The sequence below is a fragment of the uncultured Halovibrio sp. genome (assembly GCF_913056445.1).
GTDB classification, from domain to species: domain Bacteria; phylum Pseudomonadota; class Gammaproteobacteria; order Pseudomonadales; family Oleiphilaceae; genus Halospina; species Halospina utahensis_B.
In genome coordinates, this window is sequence record NZ_CAJXMA010000016.1 from 20,395 (window position 1) to 40,777 (window position 20,383).

Here is a 20,383-nt window from a genome sequence, read left to right on the forward strand (position 1 = left end):
CGCATATTTGTGATGGTGCCGAAATAACCTGGCTCAGGCCCTAAACAGTTTCTTCAGTGATGACCGGAGCCATCCTGACTCCGGTCATCATGGGCGTAGGTGCGTCACCGTCTCATGATTGAGAGGTGATGCTTAAGGATGGATTGCAGGGAAAACCCCACTGAGAAACGACGTCAGCTCCTTTGTGTCATCCAGAGGGAAGATGCCTGCTACGTACTGATCTGGACGTACGACCACCACAGCACCATTTCTGGAGATTGAGCGCTCTTCGAAGATGTCGTGATCCTCAAGGATACCGAAAGCATGCTCCATGTCCGTCAGCTGGAAATGGCCAACCTTGGGTTTGAACACGGACGGTACATCTGACATATCGAAGTCGGTGTAGGCTTGCTGATGGATCAGCTTGAGGTCGAAAAGCTCAGGAGACAGAGTCTTCTCCGCCCACTCTGACCAGTTCCTCAGAACTGGCGACTCTCCGGGCGCGGGCGTATCGGCGAACACATACACGCGCCAGCGACCATCAGCCGTGTGCTGGTGGCCGATGTGAAGAGGTACAAGGTCGCATATCCGACCTACCTGTGCCGACTTGAACCGACGCCCCAGCGGGTACCCTGCTGCGAGATCTTGGTATCGGTGATCTGACGTGATCAGCGATGGCTCGTATTCCGTGAGGTAGCCGGCGTTGAATTCGGCGGTTTGCGTGTAGAATTTCTCCATTTCCTGTGGGTCCTGGAGCTGATCGTTCGATTCAGCCATGAGAGAGGACCACTGTTTGTCGAACTCGATGAGGCGGTATGCCACATCCCTGCGTTCGTCAGCATAGGTGTGCAACAGTTCCTCGGGGCTGTTGCCAGAAAGCACATGGCCCAGCTTCCAGGCAAGATTGAAGCCGTCCTGCATGGAAACGTTCATCCCTTGGCCTGCCTGTGCCGAATGGGTGTGGCATGCGTCTCCCGTAATGAATATGCGGGGATCGTTGCTGTCGGTTCGATCCGAGCTCCGATCATCGAAATCGTCCGTGATGCGGTGGCTGACCTCGTAGATCGAGTTCCATACCACGTGTTTAACATCCAGTTTATAGGGATGCATGATCTCCTGAGCTTTGGCGATCACATCCTCAAGTGGGGTTTGCCGGACGCCTCCACTATCGCCTTCAGCAACCTCTCCAAGGTTCACGTAAAGGCGGAAGAGGAATCCACCTTCGCGGGGGATCAGCAGAATGGAATGGCCATTGTTGGCTTTAATGGTGCATTTCTTGCGCACATCAGGGAAGTCTGTATCTGCGAGCACATCCATGACACCCCATGCCTGATTGGCCTGGTCGCCACGGAGCCTGTATCCCAATGACTTGCGAACATTGCTACGCGCGCCATCGGCTCCAACTACGTATTTGGTATGTACCTTGAGCTCGCTGCCTTCGTCAGGGCCTGCTGATCGGCGGAGTGTGACGGTGACTGGATATTCAGCGTTCTCATCTTCAGAGACCTCAAAATCAACGAACTCATAACCGTAGTCCGGCTCCATTCGAGTAGGAGCGTTTTTCATGAAACGGTTGAAGTGATCAATGATACGCACCTGCGTGATGAGCATCATGGGCCATTCACTGAATTTGGTTGGAAGCTCCCGGACACTGCTCTCACGAGCGACGTTCCGGGGATCATCAGGATCCGGTTTCCAGAACGCCATGTCCGTTATGGTGTGTGCTTCCTCATATATTTCATGGGCAAACCCGAATGCCTGGAAGGTCTCCATGGTCCGGGAATGGACGCCGTCGGCATTGGCCAATTCCAGGCGGTGGCCGCGCTTCTCTATCATGCGTGTATTGATATGCGGGAACTGTGACAATTGTGCTGCCGCGATTGAGCCAGCAGGCCCACAGCCCACGATGAGAACATCCATAGTCTCTGGCAGGTCCTGGGGGCGATCAACCCCCACACCCTCAGCCGGCATAGTGAGAGGATCGCCGGTTTGATAGCCCGAAACGTGAAACTGCATGGGAAAACTCCTTACTTGTTTTTGTACTGGTTATGTCGTGTATTCAGCTGTTGGTCTCTTCCTGGGCCCGCGGGCGTTCGTGGCGGGTCTGCAGTGATTCGTCCTCGGTCGCCACCAGCTGCACATCGAAGCGCACTTCCTTGTAGGGGACTTCGAGACCATTGGCGCGGATTGTCTCCGGATCGTCGATTCTTACGGCATCCCGGACGAGTTCACCGCGGGTCGCGAAGGCGAAGTCGTCGTAGGTGTAATCGTCATCCGACAGGTTGATCTGGGTCGTCAGGTGCTTGTACCCGGGCCGGGAAATGAAGAAGTGGATATGCGCCGGGCGCTGGCCGTGGCGGCCGACCAGGCTGAGCAGCTTCTGGGTGGGGCCATCCGGGGGGCAGCCATAGCCTGAAGGAATAATGCTGCGGACCTTGTAGCGCCCATCACTGTCCGTGCGGATGCGCCGGCGCAGGTTGTAGTCACTCTGGGAGGGATCAAAGTAGGAATAGGCTCCCTTGCTGTCCGCATGCCAGATATCCACCACCGCGCCTGGCAGGGGCTGACCGTTCTCATCGGTTACCTGGCCGGAGAGGATCATGGTTTCGGCCTGGGTATCGGTGCCGTCATCCATGCGGTCATAGCCATCCTTGAGAGGTGCACCGGCCACATAGAGCGGCCCCTCAATGGTGCGCGGCGTCCCCCCATCGCGGCCAGCCTGTTCGTCCTCGGCATCCATGCGGATATCCAGGTACCGGTCAATGCCCAGCCCCGGGGCAACCAGGGCCGCCTCGCCACTCTGGCCCAGTTCGCCAACGTAATAGACCGCGCGCCAGAGCTCTTCCGGTGTGACATCAAAGTCCTCAACGATCTGAAAAAGGTCGTGCATCACCCGGTGCAGGATCTGTTTGACCCGCTCCTGGCCCTCCGCCTGATCGAAGCCGGCAACCTTATGGAGCAGCTCTCTGACGTCGTCTGTGTGCATTGTTCTGACTGACATGGTTTTCTCCTCGCGTCTTTTATTGTTGTCTGGCAACAGGTATTAACCGGGAACGGCCGCGCTCAGCGGTCGTCCTCGTGGATGGATGACGGGTGGCGGTTAAGCGCCGTCACTTCGATATCCATGTAGGGAAACAGCGGCAGGCCGCTGATCAGTTCGTGCAGCTCCTGGCTGTCCGTGACATCAAAGATGCTCACGTTCGAGTAGGTGCCACTCACCCGCCACAGGTGCCGCCACTTGCCCTGCTGCTGCAGCTCCTGGGCATAGGCTTTCTCCCGGCCCTTGATGGCCTGGGCGGTGGCATCCGGCATATCCGCCGGCAGATTCACGGTCATCTCAACCTTGAACAGCATCGTTTTGCTCCTTCAGACGCTCTGGCGCCGGTATTCGCTGAGTTTGCCCTCATCGATCCCGACACCCAGTCCGGGACCGCAGGGAAGGGCCACGCCGTTGTCGTGGAAGGTCAGGGGGTGGTCGACGATGTCGTCCTTCATGAGTAACGGACCGAACATCTCCGTGCCCCAGTGCAGTGGTTCGAGGGTGGACCAGGCATGCAGGGCGGCGGCCGTACCTATAGTGCCCTCGAGCAGCGTGCCCCCATACAGACCGATGCCGGCCGAGCGGGCCACCACAGCCTGCTCCAGGGCCCGTGCCGGGCCACCGGCCTTGCCGATCTTCATGGCCACGGCGCCGCCGAAACCGGCAGCGGCAAGGTTGTAAAGATCGGTTCCATCAGTCACGGATTCATCCGCAAGGATCGGGATCTGGAACTTCTCGGCAAGCCGCACCAGCACAGCGGGGTGCCGCCTGGAGGTCGGCTGTTCGACGAGGTCAACACCGGCCGCCTGAAGCTCTGCCATGCCGCGCGCTGCTGTCGCCTCGTCCCAGGCCTGATTCACATCAACACGGATGCTGGCGCGGTCACCGACAGCCTTCTTGATGGCCGCAACATGACGGACGTCCTCCATGAGCGCACCGGACCCAATCTTGAGCTTGAAATCGCGATGCCGTCCGCTTTCAAGAAGCGTCCGCGCTTCATCGATATCGCGTTCGGTATCCCCGCTGGCGAGAGTCCAGAGCACGGGTATATGGGAATGGACCGCGCCACCCAGCAGCACGGACAGAGGCTGGTTGAGCCGCTTCCCCTGCAGGTCCAGCAACGCCGTCTCCACACCGGAACGCGCCAGCTGATTGCCACGGATGACAGCATCCAGCCTTACCTTTAAGGTATTGATACTGTCCAGTGACTGACCAAGCAGCCAGGGAGTTATGTAGTGATCAATGGTCAGCTTGATCCCCTCAGGGCTTTCCGGGCCGTAGGCGAGTCCGCCGATGGTGGTGGCTTCACCCAGGCCCTGGCAGCCATCCGAATCGGTTACGCGCACGATCACCATGGTCTGAAGCCCCATGGTTGTCATGGACAGCCTGTGGGGCCTGATGGTCGGGATGTCGACCAGTATGGCCTCGATGGACTGGATGGTGGCCTGCATTGGCGACTCCGCAACAAAACTGAAGAATGTCTGACATCCAAGCTACGATGGTTGAAGCTGCCCGACCAATATTGATTAAGTAGTAAGGAATACCTTGGAGGTATGGATGGAGCTGAGGCACCTTAGATATTTCGTTGTCGTGGCGGAGGAGCTGAACCTGACGCGGGCATCAGAGAAGCTGTTCATCGCGCAGCCACCGCTGACACGACAGATACGGCAACTGGAGGATGAGGTTGGAGCACCGCTGTTCCATCGCCACTCAAGAGGGCTGGTTCTGACCGAGGCGGGTCAATATTTCCTCGATCAGGCGCGCCAGATACTGGGACGGATCGATGCGGCAACGGAGGACGCGCGGCGCATCGCGCAGCATGGCAAGACCATCTTCGGCATTGGTTTTGTTCCGTCAGTGTTCTATGGACAGCTGCCAATGATGGTCCGGCGCCTGAGGCGTAATCAAAATCTGGAAATCGTACTGGAAGAGAGTAAGACCCGGGAGCAGGTGGAGGCGCTCAAGGCCGGAAGGATTGATATCGGATTTGGAAGGCTGCGCATCGACGATCCGAACGTGGAGCAGGAGGTGCTTTCCAACGAACCAATGTTGGCCGCTCTGCCGGCATCTCACCCCTTGGCCGAAGGTTCGCCCTCCATGGCGGAATTGTCCGGAGTGCCAATGCTCACGTTTCCCAGCGGTCCGGGTCCTAACCTCGCCGATTTGATGCTTGGCCTGTTCCACCGTCGAGGCCTGCGCGTTAACGTGGTCCAACAGGTCAACGATGTGCAGACCGCACTGTCTCTCGTCGCGTCCGAATTGGGATTTACCTTGGTTCCCGAACAAGTCCAGTGCCTTCATCGGGATGGAGTGTGCTATGTCCCGCTCGCGGACGACGACATTACGATACCTGTTATCGCGTCTCGCCGCCGGGGTGAGACGCCGAGCGCAATCATGCGACTAACCAACACCATCCTCGATGATTTTTTTGATAACCGCTTGTTTGGTCGCGATCCGTGAATCAAATAAGCCGGTTGTTGTGAGAAAACACCCAAACCTGCTTGAGTAATAGATGATGTGCCGTCTCTAGGCGGGGCCAACGGGCCCATCATCAATCGCGGTGAGGGCCTCGTTGACCTGGAACAGCTTGGCGTTCACCTCTGTGATGCCGAACGCCTCGAGCCGGGCCCGGTGCTTCTCAAGGTAGGCCCGGGCGCTGGCGTCATCATGGAACAGGTAGATCCCACCGGCCTCGTTGGTTTCCGGGTTCTCGGTCCATATCTTCCAGATGAGGCCGGGCTCCTCGGCGATAGAGATGGCCAGATCCTTCATGGCGTCGGTCATGCCCTCACCAAAAGGGCCCGGGAACGGGAAGTCAATCTGTAGCAGTGTTTTCATTACAGGCTCCTGCCGATGACTGGATGCTGCGGTTAATGTTAGCGGTGCAGGGCTTTATGGCGTCATCTCCCTGGGGTGCCCTTCGTCCAGGGATTCGATCCTGTTGCGTCCGTTGGCTTTTGCGATGTAGAGCATGTGGTCAGCCTGCCCGATCAGTTGGTCCATGTCCGAATCCGTGGTGGGGACCATTGATGTCAGGCCGATGCTGGCTGTGAGGTATTTGCCGGTAGGCGAGTGTATGTTGAGCATTTTTGCATCGCTCAGACTCCGCAGGAACTGGTTCAGCAGTTGTCTTGCCTGTTCCAGTGACGTGTCGCCCCAGATGAGGGCGAACTCCTCACCACCGTATCGCGCACAGAGATCGCTTGGCCTGTTCACGGTTTCCTGTAGAAGGGCGGCCGTCTGGCGCAGGCACTCGTCCCCCACCTGATGGCCATAGGTGTCATTCAGCAGCTTGAAGTGGTCCAGATCCACAATGGCGAGACTGATCGGTTTCCCGAGCCTCATGCACCGACGGCACTCCTCATGAAGGAATTCGTCAAAGGCGCGGCGATTGGCGATGCCGGTAAGCCCGTCGATTCTCGCCAGCGCGCTGACTTTTTCCTCGGCAAGTTTCCGTTCAGTGATGTTGTGGTGGACGATCACGAAGTAACCAGCCTCGTTCAGCTGGAGTGGGGCGACCCGCATCATGAACCAGCGTTTTTCATCAGGACTGTGGCAGGGGTATTCAAGATAGAATTCAGGTTGGCCGCCATTCAGGACACTCCGTATGCCCTCAGCGGCATTCGCGCCGAATTCATCCCCCATGGCGGATGCCTTGTCACACTCAGCGAGGTAATTCAGTGTTTGCCAGTCATCGCCGGACATACAGGCATTGTTGCTGTTACCGAAAGCGCTCCAGGATCTGTTCACGTACTGAATATCGCCAGCCGGATCAATGACTACGATGTTCTCGTTAATGGAATCAAGTATCGCGTGTAAGAACCCCGGTGTGTGTTCCACTATCAGCTTCCTTCAGGACTGGGGCAGCAACGGGACATAAGTGGATACGCTTCCCTCAGATTGGTGGTCCCTGACGTTCTGATTGTATTGTCGCTTCTGTCGCTGCCCAGCGCCACCCGGGCGATGGAGATGGCGAGCCTGTATGCATCATCAATTATATTGGGCTGGAAGCCATCTTCATCGGTGACGGTCAATTGCCGTCGGCTCCCGGGGCGGGCACCATGGACATATGAATCATCTCGCGCATGTTTTCCTGGCCCCGGATACGCCGCAGGCACGCGTTGGCAGTATCATGGGCGACTTCTGCCGGGGCATCGCCATGGATCAGCTGCCTGGCAATGTCCGCCGTGGCGTTGAGCATCATCTTGCGGTTGATGGGTACACGGACCGTCATCCGCAGGTCTGTGCCAGCAGGCGCCTGTTTTCCCCGCAGCGTCGCCGCTTTGCGGGCGTCGCGCTCGACATCCTCTATGACCATTATCTTCTCAAGCATTGGAACCGGTTCTCGGATGTGGATGCTGATCGCTTTATCCGGATGGTCTACCAGGAGCTGCCCGAGCACGAACACCTGATGCCCCGGCGGATGCTGTGGGTCACCCGCCGAATCACTGAGGACGACTGGTTCGGCCATTATCGTCGACTCGACAACATCGGCTACGCGCTGGATCGCGTCGCCGGGCGCATCCGGTTCCCCAACCGGTTTGGCGGTATTATTGAGGAAATCGAACGCCACAATGAGGAGCTGGAAGCACGTTTTATCGGGTTTTTCCGGGAGTTGCAGCGTGACGCGAGAGAACTCTGAGGTGAGGCGTCAGTTGGGATAGTCACTCATGTTCGCCACCAGAAAATCCACGAACTGCCGTACTTTCGGGGAGATGTGCCGGTGTCGCGGGTAGACCACCCAGACAGCGGTGTGAGTGCACATGTAATCATCCAGTACCGAGACAAGTCGGCCACTGGCGAGATCCTCCCACACGTAGTAGTCCGGTAACTGGGCGAGCCCCAGGCCCTTGCGGACCGCGTCCAGAAGGGCCTGCCCGGAATTTCCCCGCCAGTTGCCATGCACCCTTACAGAGCGGTGCTGCTGTCCAACGTCGAAGCTCCAGTGGTCGTTGGAGCCCAGCAGGCAGTTATGCGCCGACAGTTCGTCCAGTGTCCGGGGAGTCGGGTACTGCCGCAGATATTCCGGCGACGCCACAACGTACTCATGACGTTGGCACAGACGCCGCCCGATCAGTGATGAACTCGGCATGGAACCGGCCCGGATGCCCACGTCAAACCCTTCGCTGACAATATCCACCCAGCGGTTGGTGAACTCCTGATCGACCGTCAACTGAGGATGTTGCCGTAAAAAGTCGTTGACCAGTGGCGCAATGTAGCGCTCCCCGAAGGTGGCGGCACAGGTCAGCCTGAGCACGCCACTGGGCCGTTGCTGGTAATCACCAATGGCGTTGAGCGCTTCCTGGAAGCCGTCGAACAGGTGCGAGCAGTGGTTGAAGTACACCTCGCCCGCGTCCGTGAGCCCGAGCTGGCGGGTCGTGCGGTACAGGAGCTGGGTGTCGAGCTGGGTCTCCAGACGCGTGACCAGCCGGCTCACGTGGGAGCTCGAAACGTCGAGTTGACGAGCGGCGTTGGCGAATGACCCCTGGCGGACCACCTGAACGAACGCCTCGATCCGGTCCCAGTGTTGCATTGTTGCTCTCCAGCAATAATCCCTTGCCGTATGGTGCCTTAAAGCGGTGATTGTTGGTACCTATACTGAGCCAACTGAAACGCAACCAACCATCGCCTTATTGGAGAATAATCATGAAATCCCGTGCAGCGCTTGCCATGGAGGCCAACAAGCCTCTGGTTCTCGAGGAAATCGATGTGCAGGGCCCGAAGCAGGGCGAAGTCCTGGTGCGCATGGCCGCCACCAGTGTCTGCCACACTGATGCCTATACGCTCTCCGGCGCGGATCCCGAAGGCCTTTTCCCGTCCGTCCTGGGCCATGAAGGCGCTGGCGTGGTTCAGGAGGTCGGTCAGGGCGTGACCAGCCTGCAGCCTGGTGACCACGTTATTCCGCTCTATACGGCGGAATGCGGTCAGTGCAAGTTCTGCCGTTCCGGCAAGACCAACCTCTGCAGCGCCGTGCGGGCGACCCAGGGGCAGGGCGTGATGCCCGACGGCACCTCGCGTTTCTCCCTCAACGGCAAGCCGCTGCACCATTACATGGGGTGCTCAACCTTCAGTGAGTACACGGTGCTGCCGGAAGTCTCCCTGGCCAAGGTCTCGAAGGAGGCACCGCTGGACAAGATCTGCCTGTTGGGCTGTGGTGTCACAACCGGCATTGGTGCCGTGCACAACACCGCCAAGGTGGAGCCGGGCTCGACCATTGCGGTATTCGGTTTGGGTGCCATCGGTCTGGCGGTGATCCAGGGCGCGCAGATGATCGGCGCCGAGCGGATCATTGCCATTGATGTGAACCCGGAGAAGTTCGACCTGGCGCGCCAGTTCGGCGCGACCGACTTCGTGAACCCCAACGACTACGACGACCCCATCCAGCAGGTGATCATCGACCAGACCGACGGCGGTGTGGATTACTCGTTCGAGTGCATCGGCAATGTGAACGTCATGCGTTCCGCCCTGGAGTGCTGTCACAAGGGCTGGGGTGAGTCCATCATCATCGGCGTTGCCGGCGCCGGCGAGGAGATCAGCACCCGGCCCGTGCAGCTGGTTACCGGGCGCGTCTGGAAGGGCTCCGCCTTCGGTGGTGTGAAGGGGCGCAGTGAGCTGCCCACCTATGTGGATGACTACATGAAGGGCAAGGTGAAGATCGACGAGTTCATTACCCACAACATGCCCTTCGAGCAGATCAACGAGGCGTTTGAGCTGCTGCACCGTGGCGAAAGCATCCGTACCGTGCTGCATTACTGAGGAGTACCCATGACCGACACACTGGAACTGGTTTCGGAAAACAAGAGCTTCGGCGGCTGGCTCCGGCGGTACCGCCACCGCTCGGAGGTTCTCGACTGCGATATGGTCTTCGGGATCTACCTGCCGCCGCAGGCGGAAAGCCAGTCCGTCCCGCTGCTCTGGTGGCTCTCGGGCCTCACCTGCACGGATGAGAACTTCATGCAGAAAGCCGGCGCGCACCGCGTGGCGGCGGAGCTCGGCATGGCGATCATCTGCCCGGACACCAGCCCGCGCGGGACGGACCTTCCAGGCGAGCATGACAGCTACGATTTCGGCTCCGGTGCCGGTTTCTATGTGGACGCCATCCAGGCGCCCTGGAACCAGCACTACCGCATGTACAGCTATGTCGTGGAGGAACTGCCAGACCTGGCGCACAACGCCTTCCCGCTCAGCGGGCAGGAGGCCATTTCAGGGCACTCGATGGGCGGGCATGGTGCCCTGGTCTGTGCCCTCCATAATCCCGAGCGCTACCAGTCCGTTTCCGCGTTTGCGCCCATCTGTCACCCGGTCAACTGCCCCTGGGGCGAGAAGGCGTTCGGGGGCTACCTGGGCGATGACCGTGACGCCTGGAAGGTATGGGATGCCAGTGAGCTGATCCGCTCCCATGGCACTGCGCACTCGATGCTGGTCGACCAGGGGAATGCGGACAACTTCCTTGAGGCCGGGCAGCTCCAGCCTGAGGCGCTTGAGGCTGCCTGCACCGAGGCCGGCGTTGATCTGACCCTGAGGTACCAGCCCGGGTACGACCACTCCTATTTTCTCATCGCGAGCTTCATCGAGGACCATCTCCGGTTCCATCACGCCCGCATGTAACCTCCGAAGGCGCTTTGATGCCACCTGCCCGTGCAAGCGCACGGGTGGGTACTGACCTCCGTTCCTGCTGACTCTGGATCCTTTTAATCTTTCGCTATCGAGGTGTTAGTCAAGCATAAAGATTCAGTGGTTCTAATATTAGAATAATCTGATATATTGTCTGCTGCGTTTAATGAAAAATCACGTCTGGGAGGCGCTATGAAAATATTGGCCCGGTATGCTGTTGTTCTCTCACTGGGGTTGAGCGTGCTGAGTGTCAGCGCGGAGGATCAGCCGGATCACTTTGAAGGCAAGGATTCTGAGACTCTGGAGGAGGCTATTGAGAATCTTGAGGCGTCAAGTGAGCGGATGGAAGAACTTCTGGAGGAAGAAGATCTGCGCGGTTCGCCGATGGGTGAGATTCACAGGCTGACCTATACGCTTGAGAAAGCAATGGCAAAAATCCGTGAGGAGACCGGTTTGATGGCTGAGGATCTTGAACAAGCGCATCTTGGGTCGGAAGCTGGTGATGTGGAGCGCGTTCGGCGTTATGGGGAGAAGTTCCTCGAGAAAGCTGAGATCCTGGCGGATTGAAGCGTTGCGCACCCAGTAATAACCGGTTGATCCGCTGTGACAGTATTTGAGCGCTGGGCCGGGCTCTGGGGCGCTGTTCTGATGCTGGCGGTTTTCGCTGGCATGGCGTTCTGGCTTTTCAGCGATACGGATCTGGAAAGTCGTGATAATCGGGGGCGTACGCCGCTGATTGTGGCGGCAGAAGAGGGCGATGCCGTACGTGTACGGCAGCTGCTTGAGCGAGGCGCCAGGATTGAGGCGCAGGACAGCTGCCAGTGGACGCCACTTATGAGGGCTGCTTCCCACGGGCATCTGCCAATCGTCAGGGCACTGCTGGAGCACGGTGCCTCGGTCAATCATCAGGGCGAGATTGGATTCAGTGCTCTGATGGCTGCCGCCATGAATGGACACCACGATGTGGCGAGAGTGCTGATCAGCCATGGCGCCGATCTGTCGTTTCGGGAAACAGAAACCGGGAAAACCGCGTTACAGCTGGCAATCATGAACGATGACGAGGCCATGATCGAACTTCTTCTCGACGCTCGATCATGAGCTCTCCGCAATGCAGTGCCAGACGCTCTAGATATGATGCGGAAGGTGGTGGTGAGACCCCGGAAACGCCTGTTCCGGATGGATATCGAGGCACAGGATCCGGTAGCCGTAATACGTGAAGGTCATGTGTGAAACGGTGACCGTCCTCGCCGAATCCGGCAGTGCCACATAAGGGCGTGACAGATGGATCTCGCCGGGCCTGTTCGTCGCACTGCGGAAGTATTCCCGGTGAGACCAGCTGGCGCCCTCGGCGCTCAGGAGAGGGTTGAATGCGGCGCCCCTGCTTGCATAGCCGGCGGCGAAGGCGGTCTCGCCCTGTTGCACGCCCCGGGTGTCCAGCAGGTAGCACCGTTTGGCGCCAGGGCTCGTGAGCAGATGCGTTGCGGCTTCTGCGAGGGCAGTGCCACCAGCGATCTGGTGACAGATCTCAAGCACCTCGTGACGCAGGTTCCGCAGGCACTGGATCTGCTCCGATTCCTGCTGCTCATTCAGGGCCGTGAAGTGTTGCTGTGCCAGTAGAAGGCGTGGTTCTGCTTCCGCCGAGGCTGTTTTCAGAGCAGTGCGCGGGTGGCTGTACCAGAATCCCTGGTAGAAATCCGCCTCGGATTCCCAGGCAAGGGCTGCCTGTTCGCGGGTTTCCAGTCCCTCCACAAGGACCAGGCTGCCGTTCTCGCGGATCATCCTGATCAGGCTCAGGAAGAGTCTGGAAGCGCGGGCGTTCTCGGCGGCGTGGACCACCATCGTCCTATCCATTTTCACGATGTCGGGGCGGATGCGCCAGATCCGTTCGAAGTGGGCATCACCGGCGCCGAAGTCATCAATCGCGATCCGGAATCCGTGGTTCCGGCACCCGGCCACGAACCGTGCCAGCGCTTCCTGGTCACTGACGGCGTCTTCCACGATCTCGAGCACAATCCGGTCGCAGGAGAGGCCGGACTGGTGTACGAGTTGCGCCAGGATATCCGGTGCGGTGCGCGAATCCACCACGCTTGCCGCACTCAGGTTCAGGAACAGCCATGCATTAGGCCTGGTTTCCGCATAGGTGCGGAGCGCCTGTTGCCAGAGAGCGATATCGAGACAGGGCTCATCGCCCTCTGATTCGGCCTCCGAGAACAGGACTGCGGGTGAGACCGGATCGTTGCAGCGGCGGGCCCTGGCCAGTGCCTCGAAGCCAACGGTCCGACGGTGCGTTGGGCTGACGATCGGCTGGAATTCACAGGAAAGCTCGAAATCCCCAAACCACCTGGGCAGGCAGCTGCCCTGTTCGTACATACAACCAGTGAGATCATTCATCGGGTTTCGCCTTGGATTCTCCAGTCAACGACGATTCAATGAATAAGCAACAGAAGTACCAGGCAGGGCGGGGCAATGTTTCTGTTTGTTACCTGTGTTGCTGGGGGTTGAGGGGTTTTCCTTATTATTCATTTTTTTGGCTGTGCCTGTTGATCTTTTTTCGGGGCTGTTATTTGGGTGATAAACACTTGGAGTCTGTATGTCTGCTGCAACAATCCATGGATCTCGGGGATTTAGTGAAATCGCGTAAAGCGGTCATGGGGCCGTGTTCCAAAAAGGTGCACGGTGCATGGGGCCGGTGCATATTTCATCGAGGAGAATCTCAGAGTGCATCTGGCGGGCAAGTGTTCGAAGGGGATCCTTCGGGGATCAGCAGCAACAGGTGCCGGTTACACGGACGCTGGCCCAGGACCCCGAGATCCTGCTTCTGGATAAGCTTATGTCAGAACACCTGACCGTATAGGCATGACCGGTGCGACCCCTATGGGGTCAGCACCGCCGCGCCGGCAAATCGTCCCTCCCTCAGATCCTCAAGGGCTTGGTTGGCCTCGCTGAGCGGGTAAGCGTGCACCTCGGTCCGCACGGGGACCCTGGGGGCGACCTCGAGGAAGGCGCGGCCATCCTCGCGGGTGAGGTTGGCGGTTGATTTAAGGCTGCGCTCTTCCCACAGAAGGCCGTAGGGAAATGAGGGGATGTCGCTCATGTGAATGCCGCCACTGACGACGCTGGCCCCACGATCCACGTGCTTCAGGGCACTGACCATCAGTTCACCCACCGGGGCAAAGACGAGCGCGGCGTCCAGAACGTCCGGTGGATCCTCCGTGCTCGCGCCCGCCCAGACGGCACCAAGATCCCGCGCCAGCTTCTGCGCCTGTTCATCGCCGGGTCGGGTGAACGCGTACACGGACTGGCCGTACCAGCAGGCGATCTGGCACAGGATATGGGCGGCGGCGCCAAAGCCATAGATACCGAGCCGCTGGATGGTCTCGCCGCCCGCAAGGCGCCAGGTGCGGAAGCCGATCAAGCCGGCACAGAGCAGGGGCGCAATATCCAGCGCTTCGGCTTCCGGCGGCAGGGGATAGCAGTAGGGGGCGTAGGTAAGGGCGTATTCCGCGTAGCCGCCATCCAGGGTGTAGCCCGTGAATCGGGCCTGCTCGCAGAGGTTTTCCTGGCCCCGGCAACAGTAACGGCAGGTGCCGTCGGTGTGGCCGAGCCAGGGGACGCCCACCCTGTCTCCGGCCCGGAGATCGGTAACGTCATTACCGGCAGCAACCACCTTCCCCACAATCTGGTGCCCGGGGATCAGTGGCAGTGAAGGCTCCGTGAGTTCGCCATCAAGGATGTGCAGGTCCGTCCGGCAGACACCACAGGCCTCAACCCTGAGAAGGACCTGATCCGGCTGGCTGATCTCTGGAACGGGCAGCTGACGGTGCTGCAGTGGCTGGCCCGGCTGCTCCAGCACCATGGCGTTCATTGTCTGCGGGAGCTGATCATGCTGATCCATGATGTTGCCTCATTCAGGGTGCGTCATACCCATCTCTAGAGAATGCGCCTGGATCGGTCAATCGCGCTCATTCGTCCAGAAGCTGCATCAGAGAGGGTTTTACCGGGCGCTGGGACTCCGGAGGGGGTGTCGCCGGCGTCAGGCGGCCGTCCGCCTCCAGGATCATGCAGGCCTGCCGCTCACCGTAACGGGCGGTCAGCCGCATCCGGCCAGCGTCCTCTCCTTCGCCTTTCTCCACGAGCGTCCGCACGGCACCGGACTCAATGCCGCGGGTCAGTGTCTCCAGATCGATGTTCAGCCATTCCGCAAGCGTCGCTGCATCGATGACCGCATCGCCGTTATCGATGCTGATGGAAGCGCTTTCGTGCATGTCGGGGTCCTGTTTACTCGTCATACCGGTGCCGTCACGTCATTGGAACACAGCTCTGTGTGCCCATGAAGATGCGGGGCGGTGTTTGGGTAGAAATCCTGATTGTCGCCTGAAATGTAAAAACATGTTCGCCTCCGCCAACCTGCAACAGAACCGTCATACAGCATCCCTAATCTCTGCGCCCGGTCAGCAGTCGTTGAGGAGTCTCCATGCTGGGAACTGTGCGAGGTCGGATCCTCCTGTTCGCGTTTCTGTCACTCTTTGCCCTTTCGGCCCTGGCGACGCTTTCCTGGGTCATCATAAACCGGGCGGAGACCGCCTCTGAACAGCTGGTACGGAACAATCTGAAGGAAGCCTGGCTCCTGGAGGATTTCCAGAGAGACATGCGGGATCTGCAGGATCTCTCCTTCCGGATTAAGGGGCAGATGCTGCTCTGGGATGAGATCGGGCAGACGTTCCAGCGCCTTAAGGAGAGGATCCCGGAGCACTGGCAGGCCATTAAGCAGCACCCTGAACTGTCCGGCTGGGCAGAGGATAACGCCGAGCATTACGCGCGTGTCCTCGAACTGATCGAGGCCATGCGTCCGGCCATTGAAGACAGGAGCTACTACGAGACCGGCAAGGTCATCGACTTCAGGCTGTTTTCGGCCATGGATCCAATCCTGAAGGCGATTTCAGCACGCCAGGAAGCAAGCCGGAATTCCATTGATGAGGGGAGCATCGAGCTTCTCGGCTTCCTCGAAGTCCAGAAGAGGCGGGTCATCATTGGGTCAGTGGCATTTCTCGCCGTGATCGTTGGCATGACGTTCTGGCTCAGGCAAAGCGTGATCCGTCGACTCCGGCAGCTGGCGGCGGATCTGGAGATGATGGAGCAGGAATCGGATCTGACACGACGACCTGCGGTCCGGGGAAGGGATGAGGTCGCTGGCGTCACCCGGGCGTTGACGTCACTGATCACCAGGTTCGAGGACTTCATCGGTGGGATCCGGGATGTGTCCGCGCGTGTGGATCAGCGCTCAGCCACGCTGGAAGCTCAGGCCGGTGATGTCCAGGCGGCTGCAGGCCAGACCAGCGAGCAGATCCGGGACGTGAATCACTCCATGGAGGCGATGACCACACAGGCCTCCGAGATTGAGGATGCCACATCCAGGTCCGAGGCTACGGTGCGTGAAGCAGTGGCCGCCAACAGCGAGGTTCAGAGCGCTCTGAAGAGCAGTGAAAAGGGGGCTGAGCACACCGTGGAGGTGATCACACGGGTGGCGGATTCGGTCCAGGTTTTCCGGGACTCCATTGCCCGCATTGAGAAGGTCAGTGGTGTCATAGCGGACATCGCGGAGCAGACCAATCTCCTGGCCCTGAATGCGGCCATCGAGGCGGCCAGGGCCGGAGAGCACGGGCGCGGGTTCGCGGTTGTTGCCGATGAAGTCCGGACCCTGTCCCAGCGCACTTCGGAATCAACCACCGAGATCCAGCAGTGGATTGGGGAGCTGGTGGGCGCGTTCTCGGATGTTGATGGGCTTCTCGAGGAAATGCGCAGTGCCGGCACCCACAATCAAGACAATCTGCAGTCGCTGAAGGCCCACCTGGAGCAGCTGGGGGGCCGCTTCACGGAGCTTGAGCGCTGGAGTGCCGGTATCAGTGAGTCCGTGGCGCTCCAGCGCCATGAGATTGAACAGGTTGAGAACCGCATTGGCATGCTTGATGACAGTTCGGATGCCCTCGGGCGGAGTGTTTCCAGAGCGCTTGAGATCAGCGAGGCGCTGAGACAGGAATCCGGGCGTATGCGCAGCCTGATTGCAACCTTCCGTGTTTCCGGGAACCCGCATGAATCCACCCAGGCCGTTATGGAGTAGGTTATGGGCTTTGAGCAGCTTGAACAGGAACTGGAGAATCTGCTGGGACAGGGTGGCATCCAGACACTGTTCCAGCCGATCGTGGATGCCAGGGAGGCTCTGGTGGAAGGCTATGAGGCCCTGAGTCGAGGGCCCTCGGACAGCCCCCTGCATCCCGCGTCGGTTCTGTTTGAAACGGCGGAGCGCTGTGGCCGGACACTGGAGCTGGAAAACCTCTGCCTGCGCACCACCCGCGCCAGCTGGACCTCCACACGCAGAACCCAGAAGCTGTTCGTCAATGTCAGCCCCGACAACCTTCTGCCCGGTGCCTACGAGCATCGCTTACTGGAGGCGTTGCTGGAAGACGGCGCCATTGCGCCTGGACAGGTGGTGGTTGAGCTGTCGGAGCGTTATCCCGCGCTCGACATGGAAGAACTCAAACGCTCCCTGACCTGGCTGAAGCAGTCCGGTTTCCAGGTGGCGATTGATGATCTGGGCGCCGGCTATTCCGGGCTCAAACTCTGGTCCGAGGTTGAGCCTGATTACGTGAAGATCGATCGGCATTTCGTGCGTGATATCCATGAGGATCTGGTCAAGCGTGAGTTCGTGCGCTCGGTGATGCAGCTCTCCTCAAGGCTCAATTGCCGTGTTGTCGCGGAGGGCGTTGAGCGCAATGGCGAACTGGAACTGCTGCGAGACCTGGGAGTGCGCTATATCCAGGGGTTTCTTTTCGGTCGCCCGCGCAGCGTTGCCAATGCGAATCTGGAGCCACTCAAGGCAGTCAGCAGGATGCCGGAAAACGGCACTGTGAGCGCAGCGAGTCTGGTCCATCATCCGCCCACGCTGCATGGTGACAATACGCTGGAGGAAGCCTGGACGATGCTGCAGGCCCAGGCGGGTGTCTTTGCCCTGCCGGTGTTGGACGACGATGGCCGAGCGCTTGGGTTGATCCACAAATGGCAGATTCTTGAGGCGTTTGGGTCAACGTTTGGTCGGTCGCTGAACGAGAAGAAACCCGTTAAGCAGATGATGAAATCCGATGCGCTGCTCTTTGAGCACGACCAGCCACTGGAGGAGCTGAGCCGGCGCCTGACCGAGGATGAGGATGACTACCTGCGCCAGCATTTCCTGGTAACGCGTGACGGGTTCTACGAGGGCATGGGAGCAACCCGGGCATTGCTCAGGCGCATGACGGAACAGCGTATCGAGAAAGCCCGTTACGCCAATCCGCTGACCCTGCTGCCTGGCAATGTCCCGATCCACGAGGAGATCGGGTCCCGCCTCGCAGAGGGTGCCCCGTTTCTGATGATCTACTTTGATATCAACGCCTTCAAACCCCTCAATGACCATCTGGGCTTCAGAACAGGCGACCGCCTGATCGTCCTGCTCGGGAGGCTTCTACAGCAGTATTTCGGGAAGGAAGGCGATATGGTTGGCCATCTCGGCGGGGACGATTTCATCGTCTTCTGTGACGATATCGATCATACGGTCTGCAGCAGTACGGCCGTGATGGACACCTTCAATGCTGAGAGCCGTTCTGTGTACCGGGATGAAGACAGGTTCAGAGGCTTCGTCAGGGCAGAGGACAGAGGAGGACGTGTCTGTAATTGGCCCCTGGCGACGCTGGCGGCGGGTGTTATCCGTGTGTCTCCAGAGTCAGTGATGGATACAGAAGAGGTTGTCCATAGGGCCGCGGAAGCCAAAAAGGCCTCGAAGCCCGCTGAATGGTGCGACACCACTCCTGAACTCTGCCAGGTGAGCTGACAGATCGGAGCCTGGGGAGTCGCTACTGCTTGTCGGAACCCACGTGTTCGCGTATCAGCTCAGCCAGCTGCCTTGCGGGCTCCGATGGCCGGCCTGGGGCGCGATGCAGGGTGATCTCCACGGAGGGAAGCGCGGGGAGGCCGCTTTTCTCGTCCAGGGCCCTGAGTTGTGGATTGAGCATGTCACGGGTAATGAGTACCACGGCAAGCCCTGCCACGACGACGGGCATCAACCCCGTCATGGACTGGCTTGAGTAGGCAAGGCGCCAGTGCCGACCTGCAGAGCCCAGAGCGTATTCGGCTACCTCCCGGAAAACGTCTGCGCCGGGGCTGTACAGGGCCAGGGGCAGGGGGTCCACCAGCGACGGTTGCTGGTTGGCACCCACAGCCCAGACCAGGGGATCCCGGCGGATTACTTCGCCGCCCGGTGAGTGGGTCTGGCGGGTGACCACCGCGAGGTCCAGCTCCGAGGCCTGTACCTGTCTGGCCAGATCGGTACTGGCGCCACAGATCACCTTCAGCTGCATGGCGGGGTACATCTGATGGAAATAGGCCAGTGCGGGCGTGAGCAGAAACGCGTAGTCCTCGGGAATACCCAGGGTGAGACTCCCGGTGACCGTGCGCGCCTTCATATCGTTCAGCGCCTCGTTGTTGAGGGTCAGAAGCCGCCTTGCATGGCCAAGAAGCCTTTCTCCCTCGGGCGTGAAACGGATCCCCCGCCCCTCTTTCTCATGCAGTGTCACGTCGAGCATGGACTCAAGCCGGTGGAGCTGCATGCTCACCGTTGACTGGGTATAGCTGAGCCGTTCGGCAGCGGCCGTCACCGTTCCGGTGTCGGCCACGGCCAGGAATGTCTGCAGGAGGTTGAGGTCCAGTACGGGTGCTCTCATATATCACAAACCTTGATGGATTAATTCAAATAAAATTGTTTTTGTGATCATTATGCTGGCCATAGAGTGCTCCTGTCACTGAAAGGTTGTGAGAGGTCAAGGAGGTAGTTCATGCAGGTATTGAGCACTCAGAGAATGCCGTTGCCCGTCGGCCCGCTTGCGGGTCTGTTCGCTGTTGTGCTCTGGGCGTCAGCGCCGCTGTTGATTGATCTGGCGACGACCATTCCACCCCTGCGGCTGACCACGATTGCGCTGCTCGCGGGGTCGCTGGCTGCACTTCCTCTCAGCCTGGGGAAAAATTCCAAAGCGGAAATCCCGCCCGGCTTTGAAGCGATCATCTATGGGGTCATCCCGCTTCTGGTGCTGGGTGCTGTTGGTTCCTATCTGGTCGGGCTGGGAATGGCGCCGACGGCGGAAGGGGCATTGATCACCTACACCTGGCCGGTGATGTTCGTTCTGATCAGCCAGTGGTTCACCCATGGCCGGCTGTCGGGGCCGGTGCTGGGAGGAGCAGCCATTGCCTTTGGCGGCGCCGCACTGCTTCTGGCGCCGGATGCCCTGAGTGGCGGGCTTTCCGGCAATATGGCCGGGTATGCGTTCGCATTGATCGCCGGTTGCTGTTGGGCGCTTTACTCCTGGCTGTGCCAGAAAACACCCGTGACGCTAACTCCGTTCATGCCTACGATCTTTCTGATCGCGGCCATCGTGGCTGCCGCGATGGGGGTTGTGTTTGAGCCTGAAGTTGTTTCCCTTCCCTACAGCGGCATTGCCGCGGGCGCGGCCCTGGGGTTGGGACCCTACGGCGTTGCCATGGTTGCCTGGGATGTCGCCATCCGCAACGGACCCACAGGACTGGTGGGCAGTCTGGCCTACGGCGTCCCGGTTCTGGCGGCATTCTTTTTGGTGGTGGCGGGGGTTGCAGCCCCCAGCTGGGAACTGCCGGCGGCCGCTTTGCTGGTAATAATCGGCTCCATTGTCGCCCGAAAGGACACCTGAGCGG

20 protein-coding genes are annotated in these 20,383 nt (G+C 59.5%); 9 read left to right on the forward strand and 11 right to left on the reverse strand.

Annotation, left to right across the window (positions count from 1 at the left end):
* Positions 1–132: 132 nt before the first annotated feature.
* The 4 genes from QZ501_RS05355 to QZ501_RS05370 form a co-directional block, all read right to left on the reverse strand.
* Positions 133–1,995, reverse strand: coding sequence for an FAD-dependent monooxygenase (locus QZ501_RS05355; protein ID WP_295717791.1), 1,863 nt, complete (start codon positions 1,993–1,995; stop codon positions 133–135).
* 43 nt (positions 1,996–2,038) lie between these two features.
* The gene (gene catA, locus QZ501_RS05360; RefSeq protein ID WP_295717793.1) at positions 2,039–2,980 is read right to left on the reverse strand and encodes a catechol 1,2-dioxygenase; all 942 of its coding nucleotides are present in this window, start codon (positions 2,978–2,980) and stop codon (positions 2,039–2,041) included.
* Positions 2,981–3,042: 62 nt separating this feature from the next.
* Positions 3,043–3,333 carry a muconolactone Delta-isomerase gene (gene catC / locus QZ501_RS05365; protein ID WP_151439131.1) on the reverse strand — a complete coding sequence of 97 codons (291 nt, stop codon included), beginning with the start codon at positions 3,331–3,333 and terminating at the stop codon, positions 3,043–3,045.
* Positions 3,334–3,345: 12 nt separating this feature from the next.
* Positions 3,346–4,470, reverse strand: coding sequence for a muconate/chloromuconate family cycloisomerase (locus tag QZ501_RS05370; RefSeq protein ID WP_295717796.1), 1,125 nt, complete (start codon positions 4,468–4,470; stop codon positions 3,346–3,348).
* 106 nt (positions 4,471–4,576) lie between these two features.
* On the opposite strand from QZ501_RS05370, the gene QZ501_RS05375 reads away from it, so the two are divergent.
* A complete protein-coding gene (locus tag QZ501_RS05375; RefSeq protein WP_295717799.1) occupies positions 4,577–5,479 on the forward strand; it encodes a LysR family transcriptional regulator in 903 nt (300 codons plus the stop codon).
* A gap of 66 nt (positions 5,480–5,545) precedes the next feature.
* Here the strand turns inward: QZ501_RS05375 and QZ501_RS05380 are convergent, their stop codons facing one another.
* Positions 5,546–5,857, reverse strand: a complete 312-nt coding sequence (locus QZ501_RS05380; protein WP_295717801.1) for a monooxygenase — start codon at positions 5,855–5,857, stop codon at positions 5,546–5,548.
* A 54-nt stretch (positions 5,858–5,911) separates the two neighbouring features.
* A complete protein-coding gene (locus QZ501_RS05385; protein WP_363174607.1) occupies positions 5,912–6,859 on the reverse strand; it encodes a diguanylate cyclase in 948 nt (315 codons plus the stop codon).
* A gap of 229 nt (positions 6,860–7,088) precedes the next feature.
* Here QZ501_RS05385 and QZ501_RS05390 point away from each other — a divergent pair, with 229 nt between their 5' ends.
* The gene (locus QZ501_RS05390; RefSeq protein ID WP_295717805.1) at positions 7,089–7,661 is read left to right on the forward strand and encodes an ACP phosphodiesterase; all 573 of its coding nucleotides are present in this window, start codon (positions 7,089–7,091) and stop codon (positions 7,659–7,661) included.
* 9 nt (positions 7,662–7,670) lie between these two features.
* On the opposite strand, the gene QZ501_RS05395 is transcribed toward QZ501_RS05390, so the two are convergent.
* Complete coding sequence (locus tag QZ501_RS05395) at positions 7,671–8,552, reverse strand: LysR family transcriptional regulator (protein WP_295717808.1); 882 nt, start codon at positions 8,550–8,552, stop codon at positions 7,671–7,673.
* A gap of 113 nt (positions 8,553–8,665) precedes the next feature.
* Between QZ501_RS05395 and QZ501_RS05400 the strand changes: the two genes are divergently transcribed.
* From QZ501_RS05400 to QZ501_RS05415, 4 genes are all read left to right on the forward strand, one after another.
* Complete coding sequence (locus QZ501_RS05400; protein ID WP_151439138.1) at positions 8,666–9,775, forward strand: S-(hydroxymethyl)glutathione dehydrogenase/class III alcohol dehydrogenase; 1,110 nt, start codon at positions 8,666–8,668, stop codon at positions 9,773–9,775.
* A gap of 9 nt (positions 9,776–9,784) precedes the next feature.
* Entirely contained in the window at positions 9,785–10,627 is an 843-nt protein-coding gene (gene fghA, locus QZ501_RS05405; protein ID WP_295717812.1) for an S-formylglutathione hydrolase, read from the forward strand.
* 198 nt (positions 10,628–10,825) lie between these two features.
* Positions 10,826–11,200: a DUF6746 family protein gene (locus tag QZ501_RS05410; protein WP_295717815.1), complete on the forward strand. Its 375-nt coding sequence runs from the start codon at positions 10,826–10,828 to the stop codon at positions 11,198–11,200.
* Between the two features lie 36 nt (positions 11,201–11,236).
* Entirely contained in the window at positions 11,237–11,731 is a 495-nt protein-coding gene (locus tag QZ501_RS05415) for an ankyrin repeat domain-containing protein (protein ID WP_295717817.1), read from the forward strand.
* Between the two features lie 27 nt (positions 11,732–11,758).
* On the opposite strand, the gene QZ501_RS05420 is transcribed toward QZ501_RS05415, so the two are convergent.
* The 3 genes from QZ501_RS05420 to QZ501_RS05430 all read right to left on the reverse strand — a co-directional run bounded on the left by QZ501_RS05420 (position 11,759) and on the right by QZ501_RS05430 (position 14,922).
* On the reverse strand, positions 11,759–13,024 hold the full coding sequence (locus QZ501_RS05420; RefSeq protein WP_295717819.1) for an EAL domain-containing protein: 1,266 nt from the start codon (positions 13,022–13,024) through the stop codon (positions 11,759–11,761).
* Positions 13,025–13,505: 481 nt separating this feature from the next.
* Positions 13,506–14,528 (reverse strand): zinc-dependent alcohol dehydrogenase family protein, encoded by a 1,023-nt coding sequence (locus QZ501_RS05425; protein WP_295717820.1) that lies wholly within the window; start codon positions 14,526–14,528, stop codon positions 13,506–13,508.
* A gap of 67 nt (positions 14,529–14,595) precedes the next feature.
* Positions 14,596–14,922: a DUF6522 family protein gene (locus tag QZ501_RS05430; RefSeq protein ID WP_295717822.1), complete on the reverse strand. Its 327-nt coding sequence runs from the start codon at positions 14,920–14,922 to the stop codon at positions 14,596–14,598.
* A 185-nt stretch (positions 14,923–15,107) separates the two neighbouring features.
* On the opposite strand from QZ501_RS05430, the gene QZ501_RS05435 reads away from it, so the two are divergent.
* Positions 15,108–16,751 carry a methyl-accepting chemotaxis protein gene (locus QZ501_RS05435; RefSeq protein WP_295717823.1) on the forward strand — a complete coding sequence of 548 codons (1,644 nt, stop codon included), beginning with the start codon at positions 15,108–15,110 and terminating at the stop codon, positions 16,749–16,751.
* Between the two features lie 3 nt (positions 16,752–16,754).
* Positions 16,755–18,494 carry a GGDEF domain-containing protein gene (locus tag QZ501_RS05440; protein ID WP_295717824.1) on the forward strand — a complete coding sequence of 580 codons (1,740 nt, stop codon included), beginning with the start codon at positions 16,755–16,757 and terminating at the stop codon, positions 18,492–18,494.
* Between the two features lie 22 nt (positions 18,495–18,516).
* Here the strand turns inward: QZ501_RS05440 and QZ501_RS05445 are convergent, their stop codons facing one another.
* The gene (locus QZ501_RS05445) at positions 18,517–19,383 is read right to left on the reverse strand and encodes a LysR substrate-binding domain-containing protein (RefSeq protein ID WP_151439146.1); all 867 of its coding nucleotides are present in this window, start codon (positions 19,381–19,383) and stop codon (positions 18,517–18,519) included.
* A 111-nt stretch (positions 19,384–19,494) separates the two neighbouring features.
* Here QZ501_RS05445 and QZ501_RS05450 point away from each other — a divergent pair, with 111 nt between their 5' ends.
* The gene (locus QZ501_RS05450) at positions 19,495–20,379 is read left to right on the forward strand and encodes a DMT family transporter (RefSeq protein ID WP_295717827.1); all 885 of its coding nucleotides are present in this window, start codon (positions 19,495–19,497) and stop codon (positions 20,377–20,379) included.
* Positions 20,380–20,383: the final 4 nt, after the last annotated feature.